Source organism: Acidovorax sp. SRB_14 (assembly GCF_012932145.1).
Lineage (GTDB): Bacteria > Pseudomonadota > Gammaproteobacteria > Burkholderiales > Burkholderiaceae_C > Simplicispira.
The window spans coordinates 36,799-62,825 of record NZ_MWOK01000011.1 but is presented as its reverse complement, the minus strand read 5'-3'; the positions used below and the strand labels follow the sequence as shown (position 1 = coordinate 62,825).

24 protein-coding genes are annotated in these 26,027 nt (G+C 68.6%); 11 read left to right on the top strand and 13 right to left on the bottom strand.

Annotated elements, in window-relative coordinates; translation table 11 throughout:
• Nucleotides 1–68: 68 nt before the first annotated feature.
• Both B2J86_RS10450 and B2J86_RS10445 read left to right on the top strand, forming a co-directional pair.
• Complete coding sequence (locus B2J86_RS10450; RefSeq protein WP_169169091.1) at nt 69–869, top strand: PhaM family polyhydroxyalkanoate granule multifunctional regulatory protein; 801 nt, start codon at nt 69–71, stop codon at nt 867–869.
• A gap of 41 nt (nt 870–910) precedes the next feature.
• Entirely contained in the window at nt 911–2,209 is a 1,299-nt protein-coding gene (locus B2J86_RS10445; RefSeq protein ID WP_169635425.1) for an FIST N-terminal domain-containing protein, read from the top strand.
• 37 nt (nt 2,210–2,246) lie between these two features.
• Here B2J86_RS10445 and B2J86_RS10440 read toward each other — a convergent pair whose 3' ends face one another.
• Together B2J86_RS10440 and B2J86_RS10435 are read right to left on the bottom strand one after the other, a co-directional pair.
• Nucleotides 2,247–3,410, bottom strand: coding sequence for a rhodanese-like domain-containing protein (locus B2J86_RS10440; protein ID WP_169169122.1), 1,164 nt, complete (start codon nt 3,408–3,410; stop codon nt 2,247–2,249).
• A gap of 438 nt (nt 3,411–3,848) precedes the next feature.
• On the bottom strand, nt 3,849–4,256 hold the full coding sequence (locus B2J86_RS10435; protein ID WP_169169093.1) for a YXWGXW repeat-containing protein: 408 nt from the start codon (nt 4,254–4,256) through the stop codon (nt 3,849–3,851).
• Nucleotides 4,257–4,459: 203 nt separating this feature from the next.
• Between B2J86_RS10435 and B2J86_RS10430 the strand changes: the two genes are divergently transcribed.
• The 3 genes from B2J86_RS10430 (at nt 4,460) to B2J86_RS10420 (ending at nt 8,012) form a co-directional block, all read left to right on the top strand.
• Nucleotides 4,460–6,406 (top strand): MFS transporter, encoded by a 1,947-nt coding sequence (locus B2J86_RS10430; protein ID WP_173025498.1) that lies wholly within the window; start codon nt 4,460–4,462, stop codon nt 6,404–6,406.
• A 76-nt stretch (nt 6,407–6,482) separates the two neighbouring features.
• Nucleotides 6,483–7,538 (top strand): zinc ribbon domain-containing protein, encoded by a 1,056-nt coding sequence (locus tag B2J86_RS10425; protein ID WP_173025497.1) that lies wholly within the window; start codon nt 6,483–6,485, stop codon nt 7,536–7,538.
• Nucleotides 7,539–7,616: 78 nt separating this feature from the next.
• On the top strand, nt 7,617–8,012 hold the full coding sequence (locus B2J86_RS10420) for a DUF3597 domain-containing protein (RefSeq protein WP_173025496.1): 396 nt from the start codon (nt 7,617–7,619) through the stop codon (nt 8,010–8,012).
• Between the two features lie 95 nt (nt 8,013–8,107).
• Here B2J86_RS10420 and B2J86_RS10415 read toward each other — a convergent pair whose 3' ends face one another.
• The 3 genes from B2J86_RS10415 to tgt form a co-directional block, all read right to left on the bottom strand.
• Complete coding sequence (locus tag B2J86_RS10415) at nt 8,108–8,848, bottom strand: hypothetical protein (protein WP_173025495.1); 741 nt, start codon at nt 8,846–8,848, stop codon at nt 8,108–8,110.
• An 89-nt stretch (nt 8,849–8,937) separates the two neighbouring features.
• On the bottom strand, nt 8,938–9,444 hold the full coding sequence (locus tag B2J86_RS10410) for a hypothetical protein (RefSeq protein ID WP_240964874.1): 507 nt from the start codon (nt 9,442–9,444) through the stop codon (nt 8,938–8,940).
• A 167-nt stretch (nt 9,445–9,611) separates the two neighbouring features.
• Nucleotides 9,612–10,784, bottom strand: a complete 1,173-nt coding sequence (gene tgt / locus B2J86_RS10405; RefSeq protein ID WP_169169098.1) for a tRNA guanosine(34) transglycosylase Tgt — start codon at nt 10,782–10,784, stop codon at nt 9,612–9,614.
• Between the two features lie 79 nt (nt 10,785–10,863).
• On the opposite strand from tgt, the gene B2J86_RS10400 reads away from it, so the two are divergent.
• Nucleotides 10,864–11,373 (top strand): universal stress protein, encoded by a 510-nt coding sequence (locus B2J86_RS10400; RefSeq protein WP_169635422.1) that lies wholly within the window; start codon nt 10,864–10,866, stop codon nt 11,371–11,373.
• 18 nt (nt 11,374–11,391) lie between these two features.
• Here B2J86_RS10400 and B2J86_RS10395 read toward each other — a convergent pair whose 3' ends face one another.
• The 4 genes from B2J86_RS10395 to B2J86_RS10380 form a co-directional block, all read right to left on the bottom strand.
• Nucleotides 11,392–11,778, bottom strand: coding sequence for a hypothetical protein (locus B2J86_RS10395; protein WP_169635421.1), 387 nt, complete (start codon nt 11,776–11,778; stop codon nt 11,392–11,394).
• 204 nt (nt 11,779–11,982) lie between these two features.
• Nucleotides 11,983–13,167 (bottom strand): phospholipase A, encoded by a 1,185-nt coding sequence (locus B2J86_RS10390; protein WP_371736393.1) that lies wholly within the window; start codon nt 13,165–13,167, stop codon nt 11,983–11,985.
• Nucleotides 13,167–13,580: a hypothetical protein gene (locus B2J86_RS10385; protein WP_254068058.1), complete on the bottom strand. Its 414-nt coding sequence runs from the start codon at nt 13,578–13,580 to the stop codon at nt 13,167–13,169. Before B2J86_RS10385 ends, B2J86_RS10390 begins: the two co-directional genes overlap by 1 nt.
• A 41-nt stretch (nt 13,581–13,621) precedes the next feature.
• Nucleotides 13,622–15,706, bottom strand: coding sequence for an ATP-dependent helicase (locus B2J86_RS10380; RefSeq protein ID WP_169169103.1), 2,085 nt, complete (start codon nt 15,704–15,706; stop codon nt 13,622–13,624).
• A 155-nt stretch (nt 15,707–15,861) separates the two neighbouring features.
• On the opposite strand from B2J86_RS10380, the gene B2J86_RS10375 reads away from it, so the two are divergent.
• Nucleotides 15,862–16,815: an AEC family transporter gene (locus B2J86_RS10375; RefSeq protein ID WP_173025492.1), complete on the top strand. Its 954-nt coding sequence runs from the start codon at nt 15,862–15,864 to the stop codon at nt 16,813–16,815.
• Nucleotides 16,816–16,978: 163 nt separating this feature from the next.
• Nucleotides 16,979–17,227 (top strand): DUF3297 family protein, encoded by a 249-nt coding sequence (locus tag B2J86_RS10370; RefSeq protein ID WP_169169105.1) that lies wholly within the window; start codon nt 16,979–16,981, stop codon nt 17,225–17,227.
• A gap of 39 nt (nt 17,228–17,266) precedes the next feature.
• Here the strand turns inward: B2J86_RS10370 and B2J86_RS10365 are convergent, their stop codons facing one another.
• The 3 genes from B2J86_RS10365 to B2J86_RS10355 form a co-directional block, all read right to left on the bottom strand.
• On the bottom strand, nt 17,267–18,475 hold the full coding sequence (locus B2J86_RS10365) for a M20 aminoacylase family protein (RefSeq protein WP_169635416.1): 1,209 nt from the start codon (nt 18,473–18,475) through the stop codon (nt 17,267–17,269).
• Between the two features lie 72 nt (nt 18,476–18,547).
• Nucleotides 18,548–19,549 (bottom strand): tripartite tricarboxylate transporter substrate binding protein, encoded by a 1,002-nt coding sequence (locus B2J86_RS10360; protein ID WP_173025491.1) that lies wholly within the window; start codon nt 19,547–19,549, stop codon nt 18,548–18,550.
• Nucleotides 19,550–19,605: 56 nt separating this feature from the next.
• A complete protein-coding gene (locus B2J86_RS10355) occupies nt 19,606–21,030 on the bottom strand; it encodes an MmgE/PrpD family protein (RefSeq protein WP_173025490.1) in 1,425 nt (474 codons plus the stop codon).
• A 151-nt stretch (nt 21,031–21,181) separates the two neighbouring features.
• On the opposite strand from B2J86_RS10355, the gene B2J86_RS10350 reads away from it, so the two are divergent.
• The 3 genes from B2J86_RS10350 to B2J86_RS10340 all read left to right on the top strand — a co-directional run bounded on the left by B2J86_RS10350 (nt 21,182) and on the right by B2J86_RS10340 (nt 23,747).
• Nucleotides 21,182–22,102 carry a LysR substrate-binding domain-containing protein gene (locus B2J86_RS10350; RefSeq protein WP_169169109.1) on the top strand — a complete coding sequence of 307 codons (921 nt, stop codon included), beginning with the start codon at nt 21,182–21,184 and terminating at the stop codon, nt 22,100–22,102.
• Between the two features lie 651 nt (nt 22,103–22,753).
• On the top strand, nt 22,754–23,143 hold the full coding sequence (locus B2J86_RS10345) for a nuclear transport factor 2 family protein (protein WP_169169111.1): 390 nt from the start codon (nt 22,754–22,756) through the stop codon (nt 23,141–23,143).
• 112 nt (nt 23,144–23,255) lie between these two features.
• A complete protein-coding gene (locus B2J86_RS10340; RefSeq protein ID WP_173025489.1) occupies nt 23,256–23,747 on the top strand; it encodes a VOC family protein in 492 nt (163 codons plus the stop codon).
• A gap of 104 nt (nt 23,748–23,851) precedes the next feature.
• Here B2J86_RS10340 and priA read toward each other — a convergent pair whose 3' ends face one another.
• Nucleotides 23,852–26,002: a primosomal protein N' gene (gene priA, locus B2J86_RS10335; RefSeq protein ID WP_173025488.1), complete on the bottom strand. Its 2,151-nt coding sequence runs from the start codon at nt 26,000–26,002 to the stop codon at nt 23,852–23,854.
• Nucleotides 26,003–26,027: the final 25 nt, after the last annotated feature.

Here is a 26,027-nt window from a genome sequence, read left to right as displayed (position 1 = left end):
AAACAGCCCACGGCAGCGCCGCATTCGGGTAAGCTGTCAGAACCTCGACACCACCCAGCGGAGCGGCCATGAGCGATACAACCCCCTTCGGTTTCGGCAAATTCGTGCCGGGCTTCGACTTCCTGCAAAACCTCGCCAAGGGCGCGTCGGGCCACATCCCGAAGCTGCCCAGCCTGTCGAACTGGGTGGCCCCGACGATCAGCGTCGACGAGCTGGAAAAGCGCGTCGACGAGCTCAAGGCCGTGCAGTTCTGGCTCGAGCAGAACTCGCGCGCGCTGACGGCCACCATCCAGGCGCTGGAAGTGCAGAAGATGACCCTGGCCACGCTGCAGGGCATGAATTTCAGCATGGGCGACCTGGCCAATGCCTTCACGCCCAAGGCGGCCGACACCGCCGCAGGCAGCGCGGCCAAGGCCAGCGGGGCCCCGGCGGCCGCGCGCCCGTCCGAGGCGCCGGCAGCCTCTGGCAAGGACGACAAGGCCGACGGCGGCGCGAGCAAGGCGGGCAGCCCCGGCGTGATCGACCCGCTGCAATGGTGGGGCGCGCTCACCCAGCAGTTCCAGCAGATCGCCGCCAGCGCCCTCAAAGACACCGCGGCGCAGAAGACGGCCATCGGCGCCACCCAGAACCTGGCCAAGGACGCCTTCAAGACCGCGACCGACATGGCCAGCCAGATGGCCGCGCAAGGCGTGCAAAGCCTGCAGGACGCCGCGCGCCTGGCGACCACCGCCAAGCCGGTCGCGGCCAAGAAGGCCGCCGCCCCCAAGACGGTGCCTGCCCAAACCGCGGCGCGCGCAGCGCCGGCCAAATCCCCCGCCGCCGCCAAGAAGGCCCCGGCGCGGCGCGCCGCATCGAAATCGGCGCGCTGAGACACGCCAGCGAGGCTTGCCGCTGCCGCGGCAAGGCACCCATGAAACTGTTCCCCACCGGCCACGCCACGCACCCGCAGTGGCGCACGGCCGCCGATCTCGTGCTGGCGCAGCTGCGCGCGCAGATGGCGCGGCCGGATTACGCGCGGGCGCCCACGCTGGGCATCCTCTATATCAACGACCACTGCGCCGACGACGCCCAGGCGCTGCTGGACCACCTGAGCGCCGAGCTGCCCGGCGTGACCGACTGGAGCGGCACCGTCGGCGTGGGCGTGTGCGCCAACAACGCCGAATACTTCGACGCGCCAGCGCTGGCCGTGATGCTGCTCGACATTCCCTGCGACCAGTACCGCGTCTTCTCGGGCGTGGCGCCGCTGCCGCGCGCACCGACCAGCGGCTTCGTGGCGCACACCGCGCTGGTGCATGCCGACGGCCGCACCCCCGACGTGGCCGAGCTGATCGCCGAGATGGCCGAGCGCACCACCAGCGGCAGCGTGTTTGGCGGCCTGGCCGCCAGCCGCCGCGCCAGCGTGCAGTTTGCCGTGGGCGGCAGCGGCAACCTGGCCGGCCATGGCGCCGCTGGCGGTGTGTTCGATGGCGGTCTTTCGGGCGTGGCCTTCGATGCGCGCGTGCCGCTGCTCACGCGCATCACGCAGGGCTGCCAGCCCCTGGGGCCGGCGCGGCGCATCACCGCCGCGCAGGACAACGTGGTGCTGGCACTCGACGGCGAGCCGGCGCTCGACGTGCTGCTGCGCACGCTCGACGTGACCTTGGGGGGCGACCTGCAGCCCGCCGTGCAGCGCGTGCGCGCCACACTCGCCGGCCTGATGGACGAGCATGCCGGCCCCGGCGCACCCGTGGCCGAACACACCGGCCACTTTGGCACCGAAACACGCGTGCGCCACATCGTCGGCCTCGACGGTGCGCGCCATGGCGTGGCGCTGGCCACGCAGGTCCAGCCCGGCATGCGACTGGCGTTCTGCCAGCGCCACCCCGAGGCGGCGCGGGCCGACCTGGTGCGCATCTGCACCGAACTGCGCGAAGAGCTGGCGCCCGAGGAGTCCGAGCCCGCAGCCTTTGTCGCCCTGGCCGCCCAAGGCGCTCCGTCTCCGAGCGGTGCCGCCACGCCGCGCGCGGGCCGGCGCATCGCGGGGGCCCTCTATGTGAGCTGCTCGGGGCGGGGCGGGGCGTATTTCGGGGCGCCGGGGGCCGAGCTGCAGACCGTGCGCCATGCGCTGGGCGACGTGCCGCTGGTCGGCTTCTTTGCCGGCGGCGAGATCGCCCACCACCATCTGTATGGCTACACCGGCGTGCTGACGGTGTTCACCGAGGCCGCCTAGGGCGGGCCGCGCCCCACGCCACTGCGGCGCCGGGCGTTCAGCCGCCGTCGGTGGGCAGGCCCTCGGCGTCCCACTCGGGCAGGCCGCCGCGCAGCCAGTAGACGGCCTTAAAGCCCTTGCCGGCCGCCACCTTGGCCGCCTTGTACGACTTCCAGCATTCCGCCCCATTGCAGGCAAAGACCACGGGCGTCTCGGGCGTCAGCCGGGCCACGCGCGCAAGCGCCGCGAAGTCGTCCTGCGCGGCGTCGAAGGCCACGTCCTTGAGGCTTTTCTCGACGTACGCCGCGTGCACCGCGCCGCGGATGCGGCGGTCCTTGAATTCCTTGTCGGTGCGCGTGTCCACCACCAGCGCACCGCGGGACTGCAGTTGCAGCGCTTCCTTGGCGGTGATGCGCTGCACGCCCGGCAGCTCGGCGGGTGTGAACAGGCCCAGCTCCGCCAGGCGCTGGTATTCCGAGGCCGAGGGCTGCACGGCCACCGGCGCCAGGCCGGACTTGGGCGGCGGCGCGCCAAACCACTGCGCGAGCCGGGCCCGCACCTCGAGCGGCAGGTTTTTGCGCACGGCGATGGAGAGCCCGCCCGGCACCGGCTGCGAGCGGCCCAGGACGCGCGCCACACCGGGGTGCGCCTGGGACCAGGGCGCCCAGTCGTCGGCATGCACCACGGTGGCATCGGCCATGCCCAGCACCAGGGCCGTGAGGCCGGCCTGGGGGTATTTTTCGTGCTGCACCGCCTTGAGGTCCTTGAACGACAGACCGGCCTCGTTGAGCATGCCGCGCGCCAGGTAGGTGTAGACCGAGTCCTGCTGCGGCAGGTACAGCCGGCGGCCCTTGAGGGCGGCGGTCGTCGCCACCTGCGCCGCGCCGACCAGCAGGTACTGGTCCGACTTCTGCGTGGCACCGACCAGCTCATAGCCGCGCTGCAGCGCCGAGGCCGCCACCTGCGGCGGGGCGATGAAGATGTCGTAGCCCGCGCTGCGCGTGGCGCGCATGACGTTGGCCAGGTCGTCGCTGGTGCTGACCACCACCGGCTGCGCCGCGGCCTGCGACAGACCCGACTCCAGCGCACTGCGCAAGATGGTGTGCGCGCTCTTCTGGGCGGTGGGCTCGACCGCCACGATGGCGCCCAGTTCGGCATGGGCGAGCGCGCTGGCCAGGCACAAGGCCAGGCCGGTCAAGAGCCACTGTGGGACATGGTGCATGGGGTTCCCTCCTGGTGTGGAGCGCATCTTAGTGGAGCGCACACCGCACACGGGGGTCTTGCCGATCAGCGGCACGTTGCGCGGCGTGGCCGGGCGCAGGCCGCTCCAGGACTGCGCTTGCGGGGCACCGCCCGCGCCCGGAAACTGCTGGTTTGGCGCTCGCAGCCCAGGGCGCCCAGGGGCGCGGTCGGGCCGCTCCACCGAAAACGAGCGTGCGCAGGTTTCATGCGTCTTTTGGGCTCTGGCACTTGCGGGGTAAGTGTTGCAAGCTATGAAATTCAGAGCGCATTCTTGAGCGTGCTGCGGCGCCTTGCCGCGCTGCCGCTCCCCCGCGCTCTGCGGCGCCGATCCGACGGTTGCGGGCCGCAATCCCCCAAGCAAATGCCGCGGCACCTGGCCGCGGCATGGGAGGGGTGCGGTGGCGCGTGCGCCGCGGTCTCAGTGGCGGCGTGGGTTGTCGGGGCGGCTGTCGTAGCGGTTGGGCACGCCGTCGCCGTCACGGTCCCAGCCGCCACCGCGCATCTGCCATTTGCCGTTGTGCTGCGCCCACTGCGGCTGGCGGTAGTGGTAGCCAGGGCGCGCCTTGACCCAGTGGCCCGGGGCCCAGACATGGCGGTTGCCGCGCCACTCCCAGTGGCCGGCCACCCACACCTGGCCGCGGCGCGGGCGCGGCATCGCTTCACGGCGCGGCGGCGGCGGCGCCGGCAGGTAGACCGGTTGGCCCTGCGCATAGACCGGTTGGCCCGACTGGATCACGACGGTGGCGTGCGGGGCGGCCTGCGCGGGTGCCAGGGCAAACAGCGACAGCAGCGTGAGGGAAGTGGCAGCGAAGGTGGTGCGGACCATGTTGTTCTCCTGAAAAGCGTTCCTTGCGGAAGCGGGAACTTGATGGTGGCGGCGCTGCGTCAAGTGCCGGTTCCTGCCATGCAAAGTCATGTGAAGCTGTGTTTCAGCGCCGCAGCACCCAGGGCGCGGGTTCCGCCGCCGCGCAGGCCGTGCAGGGCACAATCCGGCGGCGCCTGCGGGCGCACGACACACAGGAGCATTCCATGGGCCACGAACCCGCCGGCGCCGGGCACGCGCACCCCAACCAGTTCGCGCTGTTGCGCCAGCGCCGCTTTGCGCCGTTTTTCTGGACCCAGTTCTCGGGCGCGGCCAACGACAACCTGTTCAAGTTCGCGTTCACGGTGATGGTGACCTACCAGCTCAGCGTGTCGTGGCTGCCGCCCGCCCTGGCGGGGCTGGTGATCGGTGCGCTGTTCATCCTGCCGTTCCTGCTGTTTTCGGCAACGGCCGGGCAGCTGGCCGACAAATACGACAAGGCGCGCACGGTCCGCTTCGTCAAGAACCTAGAGGTCGCGATCATGCTCGTGGCGGCCGCCGGCTTCATCGCCGGCCAAGTGCCGGTGCTGCTGTTGTGCACCTTCCTGATGGGCGTGCATTCCACGCTGTTCGGCCCGGTCAAGTTCGCTTACCTGCCGCAGGTGCTCGGCGAGCGCGAACTCACCGGCGGCAACGGCATGGTCGAGATGGGCACCTTCGTCGCCATCCTGCTGGGCAACGTGGCGGGCGGCCTGCTGGTCGCACTGCCGGAGGATGTACTGATAGGGGGCCACGCCATGGTGGCCGTGGCCTGCGTGCTGGCGGCGCTGGCCGGGCGGGCCGTGGCGCAGTGCATTCCTGCGGCGCCCGCCACCGACCCGGGACTCACAGTCAACTGGAACCCTTTCACGGAAACCTGGCGCAACCTGCAGCTGGCACGCGGCAACCCGGTGGTGTTCCGCTCGCTGCTGGGCATCAGCTGGATGTGGTTCTTCGGCGCCGTGTTCCTGAGCCAATTCCCGAGCTTCGCCAAGGAGGTGCTGCACGGCAACGAGCAGGTCGCCTCGCTCCTGCTGGTGGTGTTCTCGGTCGGCATCGGCACCGGCTCGCTGCTGTGCGAGGTGCTGGGCCGCCGCCATGTCGAGATCGGCTTGGTGCCGCTGGGCGCGATCGGCATGAGCGTGTTCGCCACCGACCTGTACTTTGCCGCGCGCGGCCTGCCGGCGGCCGACCTCATGGGCCTGGCCGCGTTCGTGTCGCAGCCCGTGCACTGGCGCGTGATGGCGGACCTGGCGCTGCTGAGCCTGTTCGCCGGCCTCTACAGTGTGCCGATGTATGCGCTGATCCAGCTGCGCAGCGCGCCCACGCACCGTGCGCGCACCATTGCCGCCAACAACATCCTCAACGCGCTGTTCATGATCGCCAGCGCGCTCATCGCTGGCGCGCTGCTGGGCGCGGGCTTCACGGTGCCGCAGGTGTTCTTGTTCACGGCCATCGCCAACGCGGTGGTGGCGGGCTACATCTTCTGGCTGGTGCCCGAATACCTGCTGCGCTTCATCGCCTGGGGGGCCTCGCGCTTCGTCTACCGCTTCAAGGTGCACGGCGACGAGCACATTCCGACGGCCGGGGCGGCCGTGCTGGTCTGCAACCACGTGAGCTTTGTCGACGCCGTGCTGCTCATGGCGGCGAGCCCGCGCCCCATCTGCTTTCTGATGGACCACCGCATCTTCCGCGTGCCCGTGCTGGGCAGATTGTTCCGCCTGGCGCGGGCGATTCCGATCGCGCCGCAAAAGGAGGACGCCGCCGCCTACGAGGCCGCTTTCGAGCGCGCCGCCCAGGTGCTGCGGGACGGCGACCTGCTGGCCATCTTTCCCGAAGGCGGCATCACGCACGACGGCAGCCTGCAGTCGTTCCAGGGCGGCATCGTGAAGATCCTCGCGCGGGCGCAGGCCGAGGGCATCGAGGTGCCCGTGGTCCTGATGGCGCTGACAAACCTGTGGGGCTCGTGCTTCAGCCGCATCGAACGCGGCGGCGCCATGGTGCGGCCGTTTCGGCGCGGGCTGTTCAAGCCCGTGGGGCTGAACGTGGGCAGCGCGCTGCCCGCCGCCCAGGTCACGCCCGAGGCGCTGCGCGAGAAGGTCGCTGCGCTGCTCGCCCAGCACATTGCAAAATAGCGGCAAAACAGCCGCTGACGCTTGGTACACAAGCGCAAGCAGCTATCAATTCAAGAGTTCAACCGAAGGAAACGCCATGAGCAAATCGCTGCGCCTGTCCGAAAAATGGTTCCGCCGCGGCCTGTGGCTGGTGGCGCTGGTGTTCGCCAGCTTCCTGATCGGCCTGGGCGGCACGGTGGTGGGCGACCTGCCCCGCGTCGAGACCCCGCTGCAGCTCGACGACTTCCTCGACCGCCCGGCCGCCGAGGCGCTGCGCGCCCAGGTCCGCGCGGCGCGCCAGGCCGAGCAGGACGCCCAGAGCGCGCTCGAGCAGGCGCAGCTGCAGCGCGGCAAGGCGCGCAGCGAAAGCCAGGCCGAACGCGAAACCTTCAACAACTGGCTGGCCGCGCGCAGCGTGACGCAGCGCGCCGAGCACGACCCCGAGGTGCTGGCGCGCACGCAGGCGCTCGATGTGCTCAAGCAGGCCGAGCGCCAGACCCAGCAGGCCGTCGAGGTGCAGCAGCAGGCGGCGCTCGATGCGCGCCAGTCCGCCACGGCAGCGCGCCAAGGTCTCGAACGCCTCGAAGCCGAAGGGGCCAAGAAACTGGCCGCCGAGCGCCGCCAGGTCGAGCTGCGCGTGTTCCTGTACCGCCTGGCGCTCACGCTGCCGCTGCTGGCGCTGGCCGGCTGGCTGTTCGTGAAGCAGCGCAAGGGAACCTGGTGGCCTTTCGTCTGGGGCTTCATCTTCTTCGCGCTGTTCGCCTTCTTCGTCGAGCTCGTGCCCTACCTGCCCAGCTACGGCGGCTATGTGCGCTATGTGGTCGGCATCGTCCTCACGGCGCTGGTCGGGCGCTACGCGATCCTGGCGCTCAACCGCTACCTCGAGCGCCAGAAGCAGGCCGAGACGCTGCCCGACCAGCAGCGCCGCAAGGAACTCGGTTACGACGTGGCCCTGGCGCGCCTGGCCAAGGGCGTGTGCCCGGGCTGCGAGCGCCCGGTGGACCTGAAAGACGAGAGGATCGATTTCTGCCCGCACTGCGGCATCGGCCTGTTCGACCGCTGCGGCACGCGCAAGAGCGCGTTTGCGCGCTTCTGCCACGCGTGCGGCACGTCGAGCCGACAGACGGCACCCGAGCCTGCCACCGGCGCGTGATACAAAGGCTGGCGGCATTCAGGGGGCTGCCCCGGGGGCCGCGGTCACAGCAACCTCAACGTCACTCGGGGAGCACTCATGGGCTTTTTTTCCAAAATTTTCTCCAAGATTTTCCCGTCGGCCAACGCTGCCGAGGTCGTGGCCGCGCCACCGGCGCCGGCACCGGCCGCCGCAGGCGCACCTGCTCCTGCAGCACCTGCGGCACCGGCCTCCATCGCGCTGGGCGACGTGGCGCCCATCCTGGACGCCATGCCGGGTGCCAATGCACTCAACTGGCGCACGTCCATCGTCGACCTGCTCAAGCTGCTGGGCCTGGACAGCAGCCTGGCCCCGCGCAAGGAGCTGGCGGGCGAGCTGCACTACAGCGGCAGCGACGAGCCCGGCTCGGCCGCCTGGAACACCTGGCTGCACAAGCAGGTGATGCGCAGCATCGCGGCCAACGGCGGCACGCTGCCGCCCGAGCTGCGGGACTGATCCGCAGCGCGGCGCGCCGCAGGCACCTGCCGTCCCGCATGGCAGGTGCCTTTTCTTCGGGGCACGAGGGCGTGGTCCGGACGCTGGCCGCGCGATCAGAAGCGGCTGCCTACGGACAGCCGCCAAGCGTCGACCGGGGTGAAGTTGGTGTTCGGGTCCCAGGCCAGGCGCACGAACCAGTTCGGCCAGTCGTAGGTGGCGGAAAGCCCCCACCGCCGGATGCGCTGCTTCTCCACCAGACCGGTCTTGTAGAGCGCGTCCAGGGTGAGGCGCTCGCCCTCTGCCAGCGGCTGGCGCCACGTGAAGTGCAGATGCCGCTGGTCCGGGTTCTGCCGGTTGTCGCGCACCAGCTGGACCATGAACAGCTGGCTGTCGGTCCTGCGGTGGCCCGCCGACAGCGTGTAGGCGTCATTGGGGTCGAAGTTCAGGTTCCAGTAGGGGCGCAGATTGGTGCGCCCCAGCCCGGCGCCGACAAACCACGGATCGCCGGTTTCCGCCTGCACGCTGCCGCCGACAAAGCCCCCGCTGGCGAACTGGATCGACGGGCTGATGCGCACCGCGCTGCCGTAGCTGTGGTCCCAGCCGGCGCGCCACTGGGTCGTGTCCTGGCTGGCCAGGCGGAAGTAGCCGATCCAGACGTTGCCGAGGTCGGAGCTGTGGCGCAGGTTCACGTCCCAGCCCGTGGCGTGGTCGGAAAAGCGGTACAGGCCGGCGGTGAGCTTGTAAGCCGGAGGCGCCGTGGCCGGTGCATCGGTGGCGGGTTCTGGCGCACCGGCCCGGACCACGCCGGTGGCGACCAGCAGGAACACGGCGCTGGCGAGATCGAGGGGCTTCATCGCTGGTGTCCGGAGGGTGGCGGTGGCGCCATGGTAGGCGGAATAAGGCTTGCCGAGCGCCCCCGGGGTGCCCCGGAGCGCACAGACCGTCAACGCCGATAGCGGCGCCACCGCTGCCGCCATTGGCGCTTGACCACGCGCGCCACGCGCCAGGCCCACGATGCGCGCGCGCGTTCGAGCACGGCGTGCTTGAGGCGCATCCAGTGGGCATAGACCACCGCAAACCAGCGCAGCCGCATGAGTGCGGGCTGCGTCAGCGCGAACAGGCGCGCCACCACGGCGGTGCCCACGACCTTGGCCACCACGATCACCAGCATGCCCAGCAGCACATGGCCGCGCCCCACGGCCCACAGGGCCAGCAGCTTGATGGGCAGCAGCATTGCCGTGGGCAGGGAAAAAACCGCGACGGCGGCCCACGGTGGCAGGGCGCGCACGCGCGCCTCGATCCAGCGCAGGCCAGGCCACCGGCTGATGCGCGCCACCAGCTGCTGCAGCGGCTCCCAACCCCATTCCTCGAACAGGATCAGCAGCGCCAGCACCCCGTTGCCCAGCCCGGTGAGCAGGCGCAGGGGCAACAGCAGAATTTGGCGCAGCATGGCGCATGGTACTGCCGCCGCCACGGCGGACGGGCAGGGCGCCGCCGCAGCGATGCTGCGCTCTCAGATCAGCGTCAAAAGTGGCTCAAACGCTTATCGGGTAAGCGTTGGCAGCTATCAATCAATGGGTTTCGAGGGGCGGCGCCACGCAGGGCGCGGGCCTTGGCTCAGACGCCGCGCGCGCGGTCGGCCTTGAACTGCGCGCGGAACTGCGCGAACTGCCCGGCGTCGAGCGCTTCGCGCACCTCGCGCATCAGGTTCAGGTAGTAGTGCAGGTTGTGGATGGTGGTCAGCATGGGGCCGAGCATCTCGCCGCAGCGGTCGAGGTGGTGCAGGTAGGCGCGCGAGAAGCCGCCGCGTCCGCCGGCATCCCACGACACGCCGTCTTTGCCGGCACAGGCGTGGCAGGTGCAGGTGGTGTCGAGCGGCTGGTGGTCGGTCTTGTGGCGGGCGTTGCGGATCTTCAGGTCGCCAAAGCGCGTGAACAGCGTGCCGTTGCGCGCGTTGCGCGTCGGCATCACGCAGTCGAACATGTCGACGCCGTCGGCCACGCCCTGCACCAAGTCTTCGGGCGTGCCCACGCCCATCAGGTAGCGCGGCTTGTGCGCGGGCAGCCGGTGCGGGGTGTGCGCCATGATGGCCAGCATCTCGTCCTTGGGCTCGCCGACGCTGACGCCGCCGATCGCATAGCCGGGGAAGTCCATCTCGACCAGGCGCGCCAGCGACTCTTCGCGCAGGTTCGTGTACATGCCGCCCTGCACGATGCCGAACAGCGCGTTCGGGTTGTCGAGCCGCGCGAATTCGTCCTGGCTGCGTTTCGCCCAGCGCAGGCTCATCTCCATCGACTGGCGCGCTTCGCGCTCGGTGGTCAGGTGGCCCTTGGTCTCGTAGGGCGTGCACTCGTCGAGCTGCATCACGATGTCGGAGTTCAGCGTGGTCTGGATCTGCATGCTGACCTCGGGCGACATGAACAGCTTGTCGCCGTTGACCGGGCTCGCGAAGGTCACGCCTTCCTCGGTGATCTTGCGCATCGCGCCCAGGCTCCAGACCTGGAAGCCCCCCGAGTCGGTGAGGATCGGCTTGTCCCACTGCTCGAACGCGTGCAGGCCGCCAAAGCTCTGCATCACGTCCTGACCGGGACGCATCCACAGGTGGAAGGTGTTGCCCAAGATGATCTGCGCGCCCATGTCGTGCAGGCTTTGCGGCATCACGCCCTTGACGGTGCCGTAGGTGCCCACGGGCATGAAGATGGGGGTTTGCACCACGCCGTGGTTGAGCGTGAGCGTGCCGCGGCGGGCGTGGCTGGTGGGGTCGGTGGTGAGGAGGTCAAACTGCAGCATGGGCGCGATTGTCCCAGATGGGGCGGCGCGCCCAGGTGCGCCGCTACACTGGACCGAACCATCCAGAAAGGGAATTGCCATGCTCAAGATTCTGATTGCCGTCGATGGCTCGGAGCGGTCGCTGGACGCCGTGCGCCACGCGCTGCAGCTGCTGCAGCAGGGCCTGCGCGCCAGCGTCGTGCTGGCCAATGTGCAAGAGCCCGCCTCGCTGTATGAGTTGGTCATGTCGCGCGACCCCGACCTGATTGCCAGCGCCAGCCTGCAGGCGGGCGCCGACCTGATGGCCTCGGCGCGTGCGCTGCTCGACGCTGCGGGCATCGCGTACGACACCGAGATCGGCATCGGCGACCCGGGCCACACGCTGGTGGACTTGATCGAGACCTCGGGCTGCGACATGGTGCTCGTGGGCGCGCGCGGCCAGGGCGCCGTCAGCAGCGCGCTGCTGGGCTCGGTGTCGCAGGCCGTGGCGCACGCAAGCCCGGTGCCGGTGACCATCGTGCGCCATGCGGCGCCGCAGGTGGAGCCCGAAGACCTGCAGGAAGACGACGGCGCGACGGACACCCTCGAAGGGTTTCGCGGCGGCGCTTGAACCCGAAGGGGGCAGCCCTCAGGCCGCGCGCCGCCAGGGCTCGGCGGTGCGCTGCAGCTTGCCGTGCGGCAGCGTGGCCAGGCGCTTGAGCATGCGCCGGCAGTAGCCGCTGATCCACAGGCACTTGTTGATTTCTTCGACCGGCAGCGGGCCCGAGACCACGACGATGTCGTTGGCCATCTGCTGCGCCCCGGCCGCGCGCAGGCGCCGCCGCGTCATGGCCGCCCAGGACTGGATGCGCGTCGGACTGCCGTGCTGATGCACCTCGCCGGTGTGCGCGTCAAAGGCAATGGCCACGGTGTCGGTCTTGAGCTTGAAGCGGCGCTCGCCCGTGACGGCGCTGGGCGTCTCGCGCATGTCGTACAGGTAGTAGCTGCCGGCCTTGAGCTGGTATTGCATGTCCATGGGGGTCCTCTGTAGCGGCATTGTCCGGGCAGGGGCGCGCGGCGATGGCAGGGAATGCGCCAGGAAACCGGCTCTTATCGGGAGCGTGGCCGGGGTGGCGCGGCGCACGCCATTGTGTCGGCAGCGCAGGGGCGGTTCAAGGCGGGCCGGGGCCAGGAAGTAACAGGATGTGATTCAAGCCCCCTGCCGTTTGGGAGGCCGCGCTCAGAAATCGACCAGGCTCAGCCCCACGCTCAGCACCGTGCGCCGGCGGTTGTAGTCGATCAGGCTGTCGCCATAGCCACTGAACAGCTGCGTGTGCAGGCGCAGGTTGCTCTTGCCGCCGCCAAAGCCCTCGCCCAGCGTCTGCAGCCATTCGAGGCGCGCCGAGCCGCGCCCATCGCGCTTGAGCGCATGGCGCAGCGTGACGCCGACGGTGTTGCTGCGGTTGACGTTCCAGTACGCCTGCAGCTCGCCGCGGCCGATGTAGTCCGAAATGCCGGGGTTGTCGTCGTTGGCCGCGCTCTCGGCGAGGCGGTGCCACACGCGCCCCTGCACGCGCCAGCGCTGGCCCTGTTCCATGCCGGCCATCAGGTAGACGCGGTTCCAGCTGCGCGACAGCGGCAGACTCTGGCCGTTGGACTGGTGCACGAGCCCCAGGCCGCTGTAGCGCAGGCGCCAGCCGCCGGGCAGGCGCACGTCGCTGGGGTAGGCGTAGACGACTTCGGGCTCGTGGTCGGTGGTGCGGAAGGGCCGCGAAATGGCGGGGCTGAACAGCTGCCAGTACGACTGCTGGGTGTAGCCGAACCACAGCGAGTCCTTGCGCTCGGTGTCGCCCTGCGTGAGCAGGCCCTGGGCGATTTTGGTGCGCACCGACAGCTGGATGCGGTTCTCGGTGTTGCGGTAGTCGATGGGCGCGGCGGCCGTGTGGTCCGGCGCGCTGGAACTGGGCTGGCGGTTGACGTTGCTCGCCGCCGCCACCGACGCGTTGATCGGCCGGTAGCCGCGGAAGCTGAAGGTGCCGCAGTCGGTGCCCGGCTCGAGTTCCCAGAAGCGCGACATCTCGCTGTACTGCGCGTCGCGGCAGCCCGTGGTGCGCGGCACTTCGACGATCTGCAGGGCCACCGGCGGCGCAGGCGGCGGGGCGACTTCGCTCGCGGTTGGCGCAGTTGACGCGCTCGCGCCGCCCTGCGCCCAGGCGTTGGCCGAGGCGGCCGTGGCGCTGCCGGACGCCGCCGGAGGCGCGGCCTGCTGGCCGGCCCACTGGTCGAAACAGGCCAGGCGCGCGCTCTGGTCGTTCTGCAGCGCGGCGCACTGCTGCCAGGCGGCGTCCCGCGCGGGCGCCTGGGCCAGCGCCGGCGTGGCCGGCAGCGCGGCCCACAGCAGGGCCGCCGCGAGCGGGGCGCGCATCAGGTCCCTGCGGCCTGCTTGCGCAGCACGAAGGGCAGGGTGGTTTCGGGGGTGACGTTGTTCCATGTTCCGCGTATTTCCTTTCCACAGCTGCCGTCCAGCACATCGCCGCTCCAGGTGGCCGCGATGTGGATGCCGTCGGTGGATTCCTCCAGGGCCAGTGCGCCCTCGTGCACATCGCCGGTGACCAGCGCCGTCGCGTCGCCGCGCGCCACCGTGCCGCGCACGCTGCCCGCCAGCTCGGGGTGCGGGCCCAGGCGCAGCAGCGCGCCCTGCTCCGCGCCAGCGAGCGTGGCGCGCCACAGGCCCTGCAGGTGCTGCTGGTCCATGTCCTCGGCCGAGGGGCAGGTGCTGGCGGCCGGCGCAGCGGCAGTGTGTGTTTCGGGGTCTTTTTGGGCTCTGGCGCTTGCCATGCAAGCGCAGGAAGCTATCAATATCAGAGTGATTGGGATGTTCATAGGGCGGCGGAGGCGGCCTGGGCCGCGCTCGTGGCCTGGGCCTTGGCGGCAAATTCGGCGCGCAGCGCGCGCAGTTTCTCGCGCGGGTCTTCGCGCGCGGTGGTCTTGTCCAGCGCCATCTCGGCGATGAAGCGGCTCGGCTGCGCGGCGACCATCTCGCGGCCCTTCTTGCGCTTTTTCGTCCAGCTCACGGCCAGCGTGCGCTGGGCGCGCGTGATGCCCACGTACATCAGGCGGCGCTCTTCCTGCAGGCGCTGCGCGATGTCGTCGGTCACCTTCTGCTGGCGGCCCTCGTCGTCGCCGAGCTTGAAGGGCAGCATGCCCTCGGTCACGCCGGCCAGGATGACGTGCGGCCACTCCAGCCCCTTGGAGGCGTGCAGGGTCGAGAGCGTGACCATGTCCTGGTCCTTCTCGCGCTCGCTGATGGTGGACAGCAGAGCGATCGTCTGCGCCACCTCCAGCAGGCTCTTGGATTCGCTGGTGACCACGCTGCCCGCCGTGTCGTCGATCTGTCCGCCGGCGCGCTGCGCCATCCAGTCGCAGAACTCGAGCACATTGGTCCAGCGCGCGGCAGCGACCTTCTCGCTGTCTTCGCCGTCGTACAGGTACTTCTCGTACTCGATTTCCTTGAGCCACTCGGCCAGGAAGCTGCGCGCGTTCTCGGCGCCCAGCGTCTGGCGCGCGCGGTATTCGAGGTCGTTCACGTAGCGGCCGAATTCGAGCAGGCTGTCGAGCGCGCGGCGCGGCAGCGCCGCCGGCAGCATCGGCGAGAACAGCGCGGCGAACAGGCTCAAGCGGTGCTGCGTGGCAAAGGTGCCCAGCTGCGCCAGGCTCTGGTGGCCGATGCCGCGCTTGGGCGTGCCGACCGAGCGCAGGAACGCCGGGTCGTCGTCGGAGTTGATCCACAGCCGGAACCAGGCGCACAGGTCCTTGATTTCGGCGCGGTCGAAAAAGCTCTGCCCGCCCGAGACCTTGTAGGGAATGTTGGCGCGGCGCAGCGCCTTCTCGAACGGCTTGGCCTGGTGGTTGGCGCGGTACAGCACGGCAAAACCGCGCCACTCGGGCGGCGGGTTGGCCGCGGCGCGCAGGCCTAGGATGCGCGCGACGGCGCGGTCGGCCTCGTGCTCTTCGCTGTCGGCATCGACCACGCGCACCGGCTCGCCCTCGCCGAGTTCGCTGAACAGCGTCTTCGGGAACAGCTTGGGGTTCGGGCCGATCACGTTGTTGGCAGCGCGCAGGATGGCGCTGGTCGAGCGGTAGTTCTGCTCGAGCTTGATGACCTGGAGCTTCGGAAAGTCGACCGGCAATTTCTTCAGGTTGTCGAGCGTCGCGCCGCGCCAGCCGTAGATCGACTGGTCGTCGTCGCCCACAGCGGTGAAGTGGCCGCGCTCGCCCACCAGCAGCTTGAGCAGGTCGTACTGCGTGGCGTTGGTGTCCTGGTATTCGTCGACCAGCACATGGCCCAGCAGCGCCTGCCACTTGGCGCGCACCTCGGGGAAGTCGCGCAGCAGCTTGAGCGGCAGGCTGATCAGGTCGTCGAAGTCCACGCTCTGGTAGGCCGTCAGCCGCTCCTCGTAGCGCGCCATGATGGTGGCGATGCTGCGCTCGCTGTCGTCCTTGGCCTGGGCCAGTGCTTCCTGCGCGTTCATGCCCATGTTCTTCCACAGGCTGATGGTCCACTGCCACTGGCGCGCGGTGGCCGAGTCGGTCGTGCCGCCGGCCGCGTCCTTGAGGATGCTGGTCACGTCGTCCTGGTCGAGGATGCTGAACTGGGGCTTCAGGCCGAGCACCTTGCCGTCCTCGCGCACCATGCGCACCCCGAGCGAGTGAAAGGTGCAGATCAGCACGTCCTTGGCCTGGCGCCCGATCAGGCCCTTGGCGCGCTCGCGCATTTCGGCGGCGGCCTTGTTGGTGAAGGTAATGGCGGCGATGCGCTTGGGCTCCATGCCGCGCTCGATCATGTGCGCGATCTTGTGCGTGATCACGCGCGTCTTGCCCGAGCCCGCGCCGGCGAGCACGAGGCAGGGGCCGTCCGTGTAATGGACAGCCTGGAGCTGGGCGAGGTTGAGACCTGCAGACATGGGCGTGGGAATGGAGAGAGAACGGGAGCCGAGGGTGAGCGCGCAATGATACAGAGCGGGCTGCGCGTGCCCGGCCGTGGCGTGTCTGCATGTATCGGCAGAGATTTCACAGTGTGGAGCGCGGCACTGGCAGGGTGCCTGACAGAATGTGCGCCGTGCTGTCCGTCCTGCTTGTTACCTTTCCTTTCTTCGCTTTGGTACTCTGCGGCTACCTCGCCGCGCGCGGCCGGCTGCTGCCGCAGGCGGCCATTCCGGGGCTCAACGCCTTCGTGCTGTACTTCGCGCTGCCCTGCCTGCTGTACCGCTTTGGCGCCAGCACGCCGATCGCGCAGCTGCTCGACCCGGCCGTGGCCGGCGTCTATGTGCTGTGCGCACTGCTGATGGTGGCGGGCACCGTGCTGGCCACGCGCGGGCCGCGCATGGGCTGGAACGACGCCGCCTTCGGCGCGCTGGTCGCCGCCTTCCCGAACACCGGCTTCATGGGCGTGCCGCTGCTCGTCGCGCTGCTGGGCGCGCAGGTGGCGGGCCCGGCGATCCTGACGATTGCGGTGGACATGCTCATCACCAGCTCGCTGTGCGTGGCGCTGTCGCGGCTCGACGCGGCCGGCACGCATGGCATGGCGGTGGCGCTGCGCCATGCGCTGCGCGGCATGGCCACCAACCCGATGCCGTGGTCGATCGCGCTCGGCGCGCTGGCGTCGGCGCTGCGCTTCACGCTGCCCGGCCCAATCGACAAGACCGTCGCCATGCTGGCCGACGCCGCCTCGCCCGTGGCGCTGTTCACCATCGGTGCGGTGCTCGCGCGCTCGCAGATGAACCAGCACGAGAATGTGCCGGTGCGCGACTACGTGCCCATCGCGCTGGCCAAGCTGCTGCTGCACCCGCTGCTCGTCTGGCTGGTCGGCCAGGCCGCGATCGCCCTGGGCGTGCCGCTGTCGCCGTTCGCGCTCACCGCGCTGGTGCTGCTGGCCGCGCTGCCCAGCGCCAGCAACGTGTCGCTGCTGGCCGAGCGCTTCGGCGCCCACAACGGGCGCATCGCGCGCATCATCCTGGTGTCGACCGCGCTGGCGTTCCTGAGCTTTTCGGGCGCCGTCGCGCTGCTGACCTGAAGACTTCGATTTTGATAGCTGGTTGCGATTTCCCCATCAGCGTTTGAGGCCAAAAACACCAAAATTCTTCGGCGCGCGCAGGGCGCCGCCCCGGCCTGCGCCGAAGGCCGCGCCAAATCCGGGAAAATCGGGGCTTCTCCACGTTCAGCGAAAACAGCAAGCCATGACCGAAGCGCAAACCCGACCCGCCCTCCCAGACCACCTGGCCGCCGACCCGAGCAGCCCGCACCACGTCGCCGCCGTGTTCGAGCACGACATCGGCATCCGTTTCAACGACAAGGAGCGCTTCGACGTCGAGGAATATTGCGTCAGCGAAGGCTGGGTCAAGGTTCCCGCCGGCAAGACGCGCGACCGCAAGGGCCGCCCGCTGCTGATTACGCTCAAGGGCAAGGTCGAGGCGTTCTACAAGTAAGCATGCGACATGCGCCCAGCGGCCAGCGCCGCGCGTGTGTCAGGGCGCCGACGGGCGCCCATTCAAATAGTGCTCCGTAAGGCGGCTGAAGAAAGCCGCGCCGACGACAAGATTGCTGTCGTTGAAGTCATAGGTCGGCGTGTGGAGCCCCGCGCTGCCTGTACCGTTGCCCAATCGAATGAGCGCACCTGGGCACGCTTGCAGCATGTAGGCGAAGTCTTCGCTGCCCATGATGGGCGAAAAGTCAGGAACTGCATTTTCAGCGCCGACAACGGCGAGCGCTGCGTGGCCAGCCAATTCACATGCGGCCTGCGAATTGCGCAGCACGGGGTAGCCCTCGACATAGTCAATCTCCACCTGTGCGCCGAAGGCCTCCGCTGTGGCGTGGACCATTTTGACAATGCGCTCTTTGAGGCGTGCCCGCACGGCAGTGGAGAAGCTGCGGACGCTGATGCCAATATCGGCGTGCTGCGGAATCACGTTCACCGCGTCGCCAGCGCGCAGCCGGCCCACCGTCACGACCGCTGAATCGCCCGGATCGATGTTGCGCGCAACGACAGTTTGCAGGCCCATGACGATGGCGGCGGCTGCGACCACAGGGTCGACCGTGAGATGCGGCCGGGCGGCATGACCGCCCACACCGTGAACCTTGACAAACACCCTGTCTCCGGCCGCCATGAAAGCGCCAGCGCGCCACAGGAATGTTCCTTGCGCTGCGCCAGGATGGTTGTGCAGGGCGAACACGTAGTCGCATGGAAAGCGTTCGAATAAGCCATCCGACACCATGGCCTTCGCGCCGCTGTCGAAGCCTTTTTCTTCAGCCGGCTGAAAGATGAGGTGCAGCGTGCCCGAGAAATTTCGCGTCTGCGAGAGGTGCCGCGCAGCGCCCAGCAGCATTGCCGTATGGCCATCGTGACCGCAGGCATGCATCACGCCGGCATGACAGCTGGCGTAAGCCAGATCGGTCTTTTCTTCGATAGGGAGGGCATCCATGTCGGCCCTCAGCCCGATGGTCCGGGACCCTTCTCCCACCTTCAGGGTGCCGACCAAGCCAGTGCCTCCTATACCCCTTGTGACCGAATAGCCCCATTCCTCCAGCTTTTTTGCAACGAGGTCTGAGGTCCGGTGTTCTGCGAAGGCCAGTTCCGGATACCTGTGGAGTTCGTGGCGGATGGCCACCAGGTCTTGCGCTATCGGCTGCAGAGCGCCCAGGTCAGAGAGGACGGAAGGGCAATCAGGGGGAGTCATGGCGCATTCTTCGAGTGAACAAAAGGGGGGCCAGGCAAGCAGCCTGGCCTGGAGAGGGGCTGGCGGGGAAGTTCAACGGTTGGCGTCGTCGATCAGGCCGTCAATGCTTCTGATGAGCGTGCGCCACTTCACCTGCTCTTCCCACGCGAAGGACTTGAATGCTCCAGGCGATCCTCCTTCGATGACGCCGCCACGTTCGACGATCTGACTTTTCACTGCAGGCACCTGCAGTGCAGCGCCCATTGCGGCGTTGAGTCTGTCAATGACTGGTTTGGGTGTGCCGGCGGGGGCGATCACACCAGACCACGCCGTTATTTCGTAACCGGAGATGCCCAGTTCGTGCATGGTGGGCACGTCTGGAAAGCGGGCGTTGCGCTTCTGCGATGTGACGGCCAAGGCGCGGACCTTGCCGGTAGCGACATGGTTCTCGATCGTGGCGAGATTTTCGAACAGAAAATCCAGGCTGCCACCGATGAGATCTTGCACCGCCTGCACGCCGCCGCGGTAGGGCACATGGACGAATTCGACGCTGGCGAGCTTCTTGTACAGCTCACCGCTCAGGTGGCCGCTGCTGCCGTTGCCCTGAGAGCCCATCGACAGTTTCCCAGGGTTGGCCTTGGCGTATTTGGTCAGCTCGGCCACTGTCTTGTACGGCTGATCGGCGCGAACCACGAGGAGGTTGGGCTGGCTTGTGAAACGTCCGACGAACTCGAAATCCTTCATCGGGTCGTAGCCCGCTTTTCGGATCAGCGTGGGTGTGATGGCCAGGGACGCGGTGTTTCCAAGGCTCAGGGTATAGCCGTCGGGTTTGGCGCGCGCCAGTGCCTGCATCGCCAACGCCCCGCCGGCGCCGGCGCGATTTTCAACAACAAACGGCTGGCCGAGGATCTTTCCCGCTTCCTCCAACATGCGGCGTACGTTGGTGTCGAGCGATCCGCCGGCACTCGAAGGAACAATGATCGTGATGGGTTTTTCGGGCCATTGGGCAGCACCGGCGGCGTGCGTAAATGCAAGCAACAATGCCGATGTGATGGCGACTACGCCGAATTTTCGTCGGCTGGCGATAGCGTTCATGGTGGTGTCTCCTCTAATTGGTTTGAAGAATCTGCGTGTGCAGCGGGTGGTGGAAATCAGGGCCTGCACCCGGCGGTGCGGCGAAAACGCTCTCCGTCATCGACATGGGCCTCGAACTGCAGCAGCTCGAGCAAGCGGCGAACCGGGATGCCCTGCGGAGCGGCCAAGATCTGGCGCACCTGAGCGAGGCGCTCTGCGGGGGCGATGCCGGCCGTGCACTGGTCAAACTTTGCTTGGCGCTCCAGCGCAGAGAAAGGGTTCGCCAACGACCCTTTGGCGTGCTGCAGCGCGCGCTCCAGGCGCCGGCCGTCCTTCAAGGTCACGACCGTGGTGTGTGGCAACAGATTGGTCGCGGTTTCCGTGCCGCTTTCAGCCTTGGGGTCCAGCCGCATCTCGACGATGGGCATATACCGCCGGGTTTCGGCATCGTGCACAGCCTGCGGCGTGAAGTCGGCGAGTTCCACGGTGCCGTACCGAAGCAGGGTCGCAACGGCGTACTGCATCGAGAACATCGCCTCCCGCGCATCCCGGGGCTCCGCGTGCCTGAGGTTCACCATGTTGACCCGGCCTACCAGTGTCTCGATGCGGGCGACCTCATCGGCAGCGAATCCGTGCTCTGCCACAAGAGATTGCAGGGCGTCCAGGCACCGGTGTGTTGATGCGCAGTTCGGGTAAAGCTTGAATGCGAACCCGTGGCTTTCGATGGCGAGCGCTTCGCTCTGGACGCTGGTTGCAGCGGACCAGTCGGCCGTTGTGTGGCCCGCGTACAGCGCGCCAAAGCCGTGCGGGCCTTCCAGGGCCACGGTGCTGCCGGTCACGCCCGCTGCGGCCAATGAGGCGGCCAGGACCCCGCCCTGTGCGGCAAGTCCGGCATGCGTCGGCTTGGCGTCGGTGCCGAACTGAACCTTGGGCCCCGCGGCCATGGAAACCGCCAAGCTGAGCGCATGCGCCGTCTGGTCGCTGTCCAGGCCCCGCAGTCTTGCGCATGCCACTGCCGCGGCAAGCACGCCGATGGTTTGCGTGCCGTGCCAGCCTTTTTCGAAATGCGCCCTGTTCATGGCGAGGCCAATCCGGGCCATCACTTCGCTGCCGACGACGATCGCATCCAACACCTGGTCCAGCGAAGCATCGATCTCCCAGGCCTGCGCGAGGATCGCGGGGATGACGGCGCAGCCAAAATGGCTTCCGGCAACGAAAAACATCTCGTCGAGTTCTCGTGCATGCGCCGCCGTTCCGTTGGCCAGCGCGCTCAAGGGCGCGCACAGCCCCTGCGTACTGCCAATGACGGGAACGGATCCTGCCCCGGAACCCAGCCCCCGCCTGACGGACGCTGCAACGCGGTCGCCAGCGCCCGCGACCATTGCTGCAATGGTGTCTTCCAGAGAGTGCTCGGCGATGCGCAGTGTCGATGGCGCCCACTGCGCGGGTACCGTCGCCGCCCAGTGCGAGAGAATTTTTGTGGCTTGTGGGTTCACGCTCATTTTTTTCCTTGAATCGTCTCTGCCGGCATATCCGGGCACTGTTCCTGTGGTCGCAGAAGCAGCCGGGAACTGAACTGGCGTGAATGTGCAGTGCAGGGGGACGGGTGTCCATCGACAGTTGGGCACTTGCCTATGACAGAATGTAATGACTATGCGTTTTCGATCCCCGTCCCTGCCCGAGCTGCACGCCTTTGTTGCCGTGGTGGAGACCGGTGGTTTCTCCAAGGCCGCGTTGCGGCTCTGCGTGACGCAAGGGGCCGTGAGCCGGTCCGTTCTGCGCCTGGAAGCGCGCCTGGGGATGGCGCTGCTCGAGCGTGCTGCCTCTGGCGTGACCGCCACGGAGGCTGGGAAAAACTACTACACCCAAGTGCAGCCGGCTCTCTCCGCGCTGGAGTCGGCTGTGCCGGCTGCTGCGCCCGCAAATGGGTCGGTGCTGCGCGTCAGTGCAATCCCTACGCTGAGCATGCGCTGGCTCGTGCCGAGGCTGCCGTCCCTGTATGAAGAGCATCCCGGCGTTCAACTTCTTTTCCAGCCCTACTGGAAGAGCGACGACATGCTCCGGGATGACGTGGATTGCTGGCTGATCGCGCGGACCAGCGCAAAAAACCGGTGGCCTCGCCACATACGCGCCACCTACATCATCGGACGCGAGATTGTTCCCATTTGCCATCCCAGCGTGGCCAGCCGCATCCGCGCGTGCGAGGATGTCCTGCGCTTTCCCCTGCTGTACCACTCAGGCTATCCGGGCAACTGGGCGCTGTGGTGCGCGTCGCAGGGCATGGACGCGCGCCGCATCAAGCTGGTCGCGGGTTTCGATCTCGCGGCCGGCCTGGTGGAGGGGGTCGTGGCCAATATGGGCATCGCTGTTGTGCAGCGCTGCCTGGTTGAGCGCGAACTCCAGGAGGGCAAGATCGTGATGCCCCTTGCAGCGGGCATATCGACCGGGCGGGGATACTACCTGTGCGTTCCTCGGGCCCAGGAAGACTCACCGATGACGGGCCTGTTTCGATCCTGGTTGCTCAGCCAGGTCGCCGTAGCCGGCAGTGCGCGGCGCGGGCGCAATTCTCAGTGAAGCGCTCGCCGACTGTCCGGGAGGCTGCATCTTTTGCGTCAAGCTTGCGGGTGCCTTTATCGCTGGCGCTCTGGAACAGCGGTCATTGCTGTGGTCGCGCGGCGTCTCTGCCAGTGAACTTCACGCCGATTGATCTGCTGGTGGCAGCAGCGCATGGGAGAAGCGGTGCGTGATGTGTGTCCAAGATCCAGCCGGGTCTGGCGCCTGGTCGCGAATGCGGTTCCGCAGCTGGTTTTACGGTTCGGGCCGGGGGATGGTGCGCCACTCAGACGTTCCAGCAGCGCCGCGGCTCTGCAGCCGTTCTCAAATTGATAGCTGCTGGCGCTGGCACAGCAAGGGCCAGAGCCCTAAAACACCATGAATCTCCAACGGATCCACATCTGCCAGCCAAGGCGCCGGGTCTGTTTGCTCGGCCCGGCGTGCAGCAGCAGCGGGGCGGCAAGAAAGCGCGCTACAGCACGGTGCGGGAAGGGCAATTGCAGCAGCATCTGCGCGCGCTCCCCATTGGCCACGCGTTGGACGTGAGCGAACGCCGCACCACCCGCGGCGCACAGGAGTGGGAAAGTTCGTACAACCGCATCAGCGCAGTCCGATTGACGCAAGCGCCCGCAACCAGGACGATGAGGACTTGCTCATCGCCAGGAGACCGAAATGCAGAACCCCAGTTCGACCCTGGTCGACCTCGAGACGAAGTTTTGGCAGTCGATGGTGGACCAGAAGACCGATGTGGCGCTGAACCTGCTCTGCGAGCCGGCGCTCATGGTCAGCGCGCACGGCGCGATGAAATTCGACCACGCGGGCTACCGCCAGATGGCGGAGCACGGCTCCATGGTGGTGAACTCGTTCGAATTCAGCGACATGGAGGTCGTGTTTCCGAACGACGCGACGGCGATCCTGTCCTACCGCGTCAAGCAGGGTGTTGCGCCGCGCGGCAAGGGCAGCACCACGCAGCAGGAAATGCACGACACCTCGACCTGGGTCCAAACCGACCGCGGCTGGCGCTGTGCGATGCACACCGAGACGCCGGTCATGGCCCGCTGAGCCGGTGGCCGCGGCGCGGCGTGCCAAGCCCCGCCGGTCGGCCGCCGGGGTCGGCGCCAGACCGAAGGGCCGGCAGCGCTACCGGACTTTTCACCCCTTGAGGAGACACGACATGGCCAGCAAGAACACGGTCTGCCTGTGGTACGACGGCACCGCGGTGGACGCCGCCCAGTTTTACGCCGAGACCTTCCCCGACAGCGCGGTGGGCGCCATCTACCGCGCGCCGGGCGACTACCCCGACGGCAAGCAAGGGGACGTCCTCATGGTCGAGTTCACGGTGGCCGGGATCCCCTGCATCGGGCTCAATGGCGGCCCGCACTTCAAGCACAGCGAGGCGTTCTCGTTCCAGATCGCGACCGACGACCAGGCCGAAACCGACCGCCTGTGGAACGCGGTCGTCGGCAACGGCGGCCAGGAAAGCGACTGCGGCTGGTGCAAGGACCGGTGGGGGCTGTCGTGGCAGATCACCCCGCGCGCCCTCCTTGCGGCGATATCCGACCCCGACCGCGCGGCGGCCCAGCGCGCGTTCGACGCGATGATGGCGATGCAAAAGATCGACATCGCCGCCATCGAGGCCGCGCGGCGGGCCGGCGCCCCGGGTTGAGCCCAACGCCAGGGCGCGTGGCAGCCACGCTTTGATGTCCTGATTTGCCTTCAAATTGATAGCTTCAAGCGCTTGTGCAGCAAGCGTTTTAGCCCAAAAACACCTCAAATCGCCAACGGGTCCACATCCACCAGCCAGCGCACCAGCCCCTTGTGTTCGGGCTGGCTGCGCGTGGCGTGCAGCACGGGCTGCCAGGCGGCCAGGAAGCGCTGCAGGGCGGTGCGGGAGGGCGATTCGAGCAGCATTTGCGCGCGCTCGACATTGGCCACGCGCTGGACGGTGAGCGGCACGGGCGGGTACAGCGTGACGTGCTCCAGGCCGGGCAGCGCATGCTGGCCGGCCGCTTCGCTGGCGGCCTGCAGAAAGCCCTGCGCGACCTGCTGCGTGCGCGCGTCGGCGCGCACCAGGGCCTGGAAGGCGAACGGCGGCATGGCGGCGTCGCAGCGCTCCTGCAGCTGCTGTGCGGCAAAGGCCGGGTAGTCGTGCTGGCGCAGCGCGGCGACGATGGCGTGCTCGGGGTGGAAGGTCTGCAGCCACATCTCGCTGCGGCTGCCTTGGGTGGCGACGTAGTGCGCGTCGCGCCCGGCGCGGCCGCTGGCCTGCATCAGCAGCGCAAACAGGCGCTCGGGCGCACGGAAGTCGCTCGAGAACAGCGCGCCGTCGGGCTGCACGGCGGCCACCAGCGTGATGCGGCGAAAGTCGTGGCCCTTGGCGACCATTTGCGTGCCGACCAGCACGTCGATCTCGCCCGAGTGCACCTGCGCCAGCTGCGCCTGGAGCGCGCCCTTGAGCCGGGTGGTGTCGGCGTCGATGCGCGCCACGCGCGCGGGTGCGCCGTCGCGGCGCCGCACGCCGGCCAGCAGGGCCGAGAGCTGCTCTTCGAGCTGCTCGGTGCCGTGGCCGATGGCCGCGATGTCGGGACTGCCGCAGCCGGGGCAGGCGCGCGGCACGCGCACGGTGTGGCCGCAGTGGTGGCAGCGCAGTGTGCGGTCGACCTTGTGGAACACCTGGTGCGCGCTGCAGTGCGGGCAGTCGCTCTTCCAGTCGCAGTCGGCGCAGTGCAGCACCGGGGCGTAGCCGCGCCGGTTGAGCAGGACCAGGCACTGCTCGCCGCGCTCCACGCGCTGCTGCAGCGCGGCCAGCAGCGGCGCCGAGAACACCGTGCGCCGCGGCTGCTGCTTCATGTTGACCACGCGCAGCACCGGCAGCGCGCCGGCCTCGGCACCGGTGCCGGCACCGATGCCTGAACCTATACGACTCGGCATGTGCAGGCGCAGGTAGCGCCCGCCGGCGTCCCCGTCGGTGGCCGGGCGGCTGGCGTGCCAGCTCTCGAACGACGGTGTGGCCGAGCCGAGGATGACCTTGGCGCGCTGCTCGCGCGCGCGCCAGATGGCCAGGTCGCGGGCGGAATAGCGCGCGCCTTCCTGCTGCTTGTAGCTCGCGTCGTGCTCTTCGTCGACGACGATGAGCCTGAGGCCGGGCATGGACGCAAACACCGCCATGCGCGTGCCCAGCACGATGCGCGCCTGCCCGCTGTGCGCGGCCAGCCAGCTCTTGAGGCGCTGGGGGTTCGTCATGCCGCTGTGCAGCGAGACCACGCTGGCGGCGCCAAAGCGCGCGGTGAAGCGCTCTTCGAGCTGGGGCGTGAGGTTGATCTCGGGCACCATGACCAGCGCCTGGGGCGGCACGCCGTTGACGGGCGCGGCTGCCAGGGCCTCCTGCACGCAGCGCAGGTAGACCTCGGTCTTGCCGCTGCCGGTGCTGCCGAACAGCAAGAAGGGGCCGGGTTGCGAGGCAATTTGGGCCCTGGCGCTTTCCTGCTCTGCGCTCAGGGCCACCAAATCGATCGCGTCAGCGCCCGCCTGCGGGGCGGCAGGCCGGCGCAGGCGCCGCGCCAGCTGCGCGGCATCGAGGTCGCGCAGCTGCGGCGGCAGGGACGACAGGGCGATCTCGCCCAGGCTGCGCTGGTAGTAGCGCGCGGCAAAGGCCACCAGGCGCCGCCAGTGGGCGTCGAGCGGCGCAATGCCGTCCAGGACCCCGGCGACGGGGCGCGCCGCCATGCCGGGCGGCAGTTCGGCCGTGCCCTCCCACACCACGCCCAGCACCTCGCGCTGGCCCAGCGGCACGCGCACCAGCGTGCCCGGCGCCAGCGGCTGCGCACTGGCGTAGCTGAGCAGATTACCCAGCGCGCTGTGCGCCGGCGTGTGCACGGCGACCAGGACGGTGGCGGAAGGGGCAGGGCAGGAGGTGGTCAAGGCGGCAGGGCGCGGGGCCGGGGAG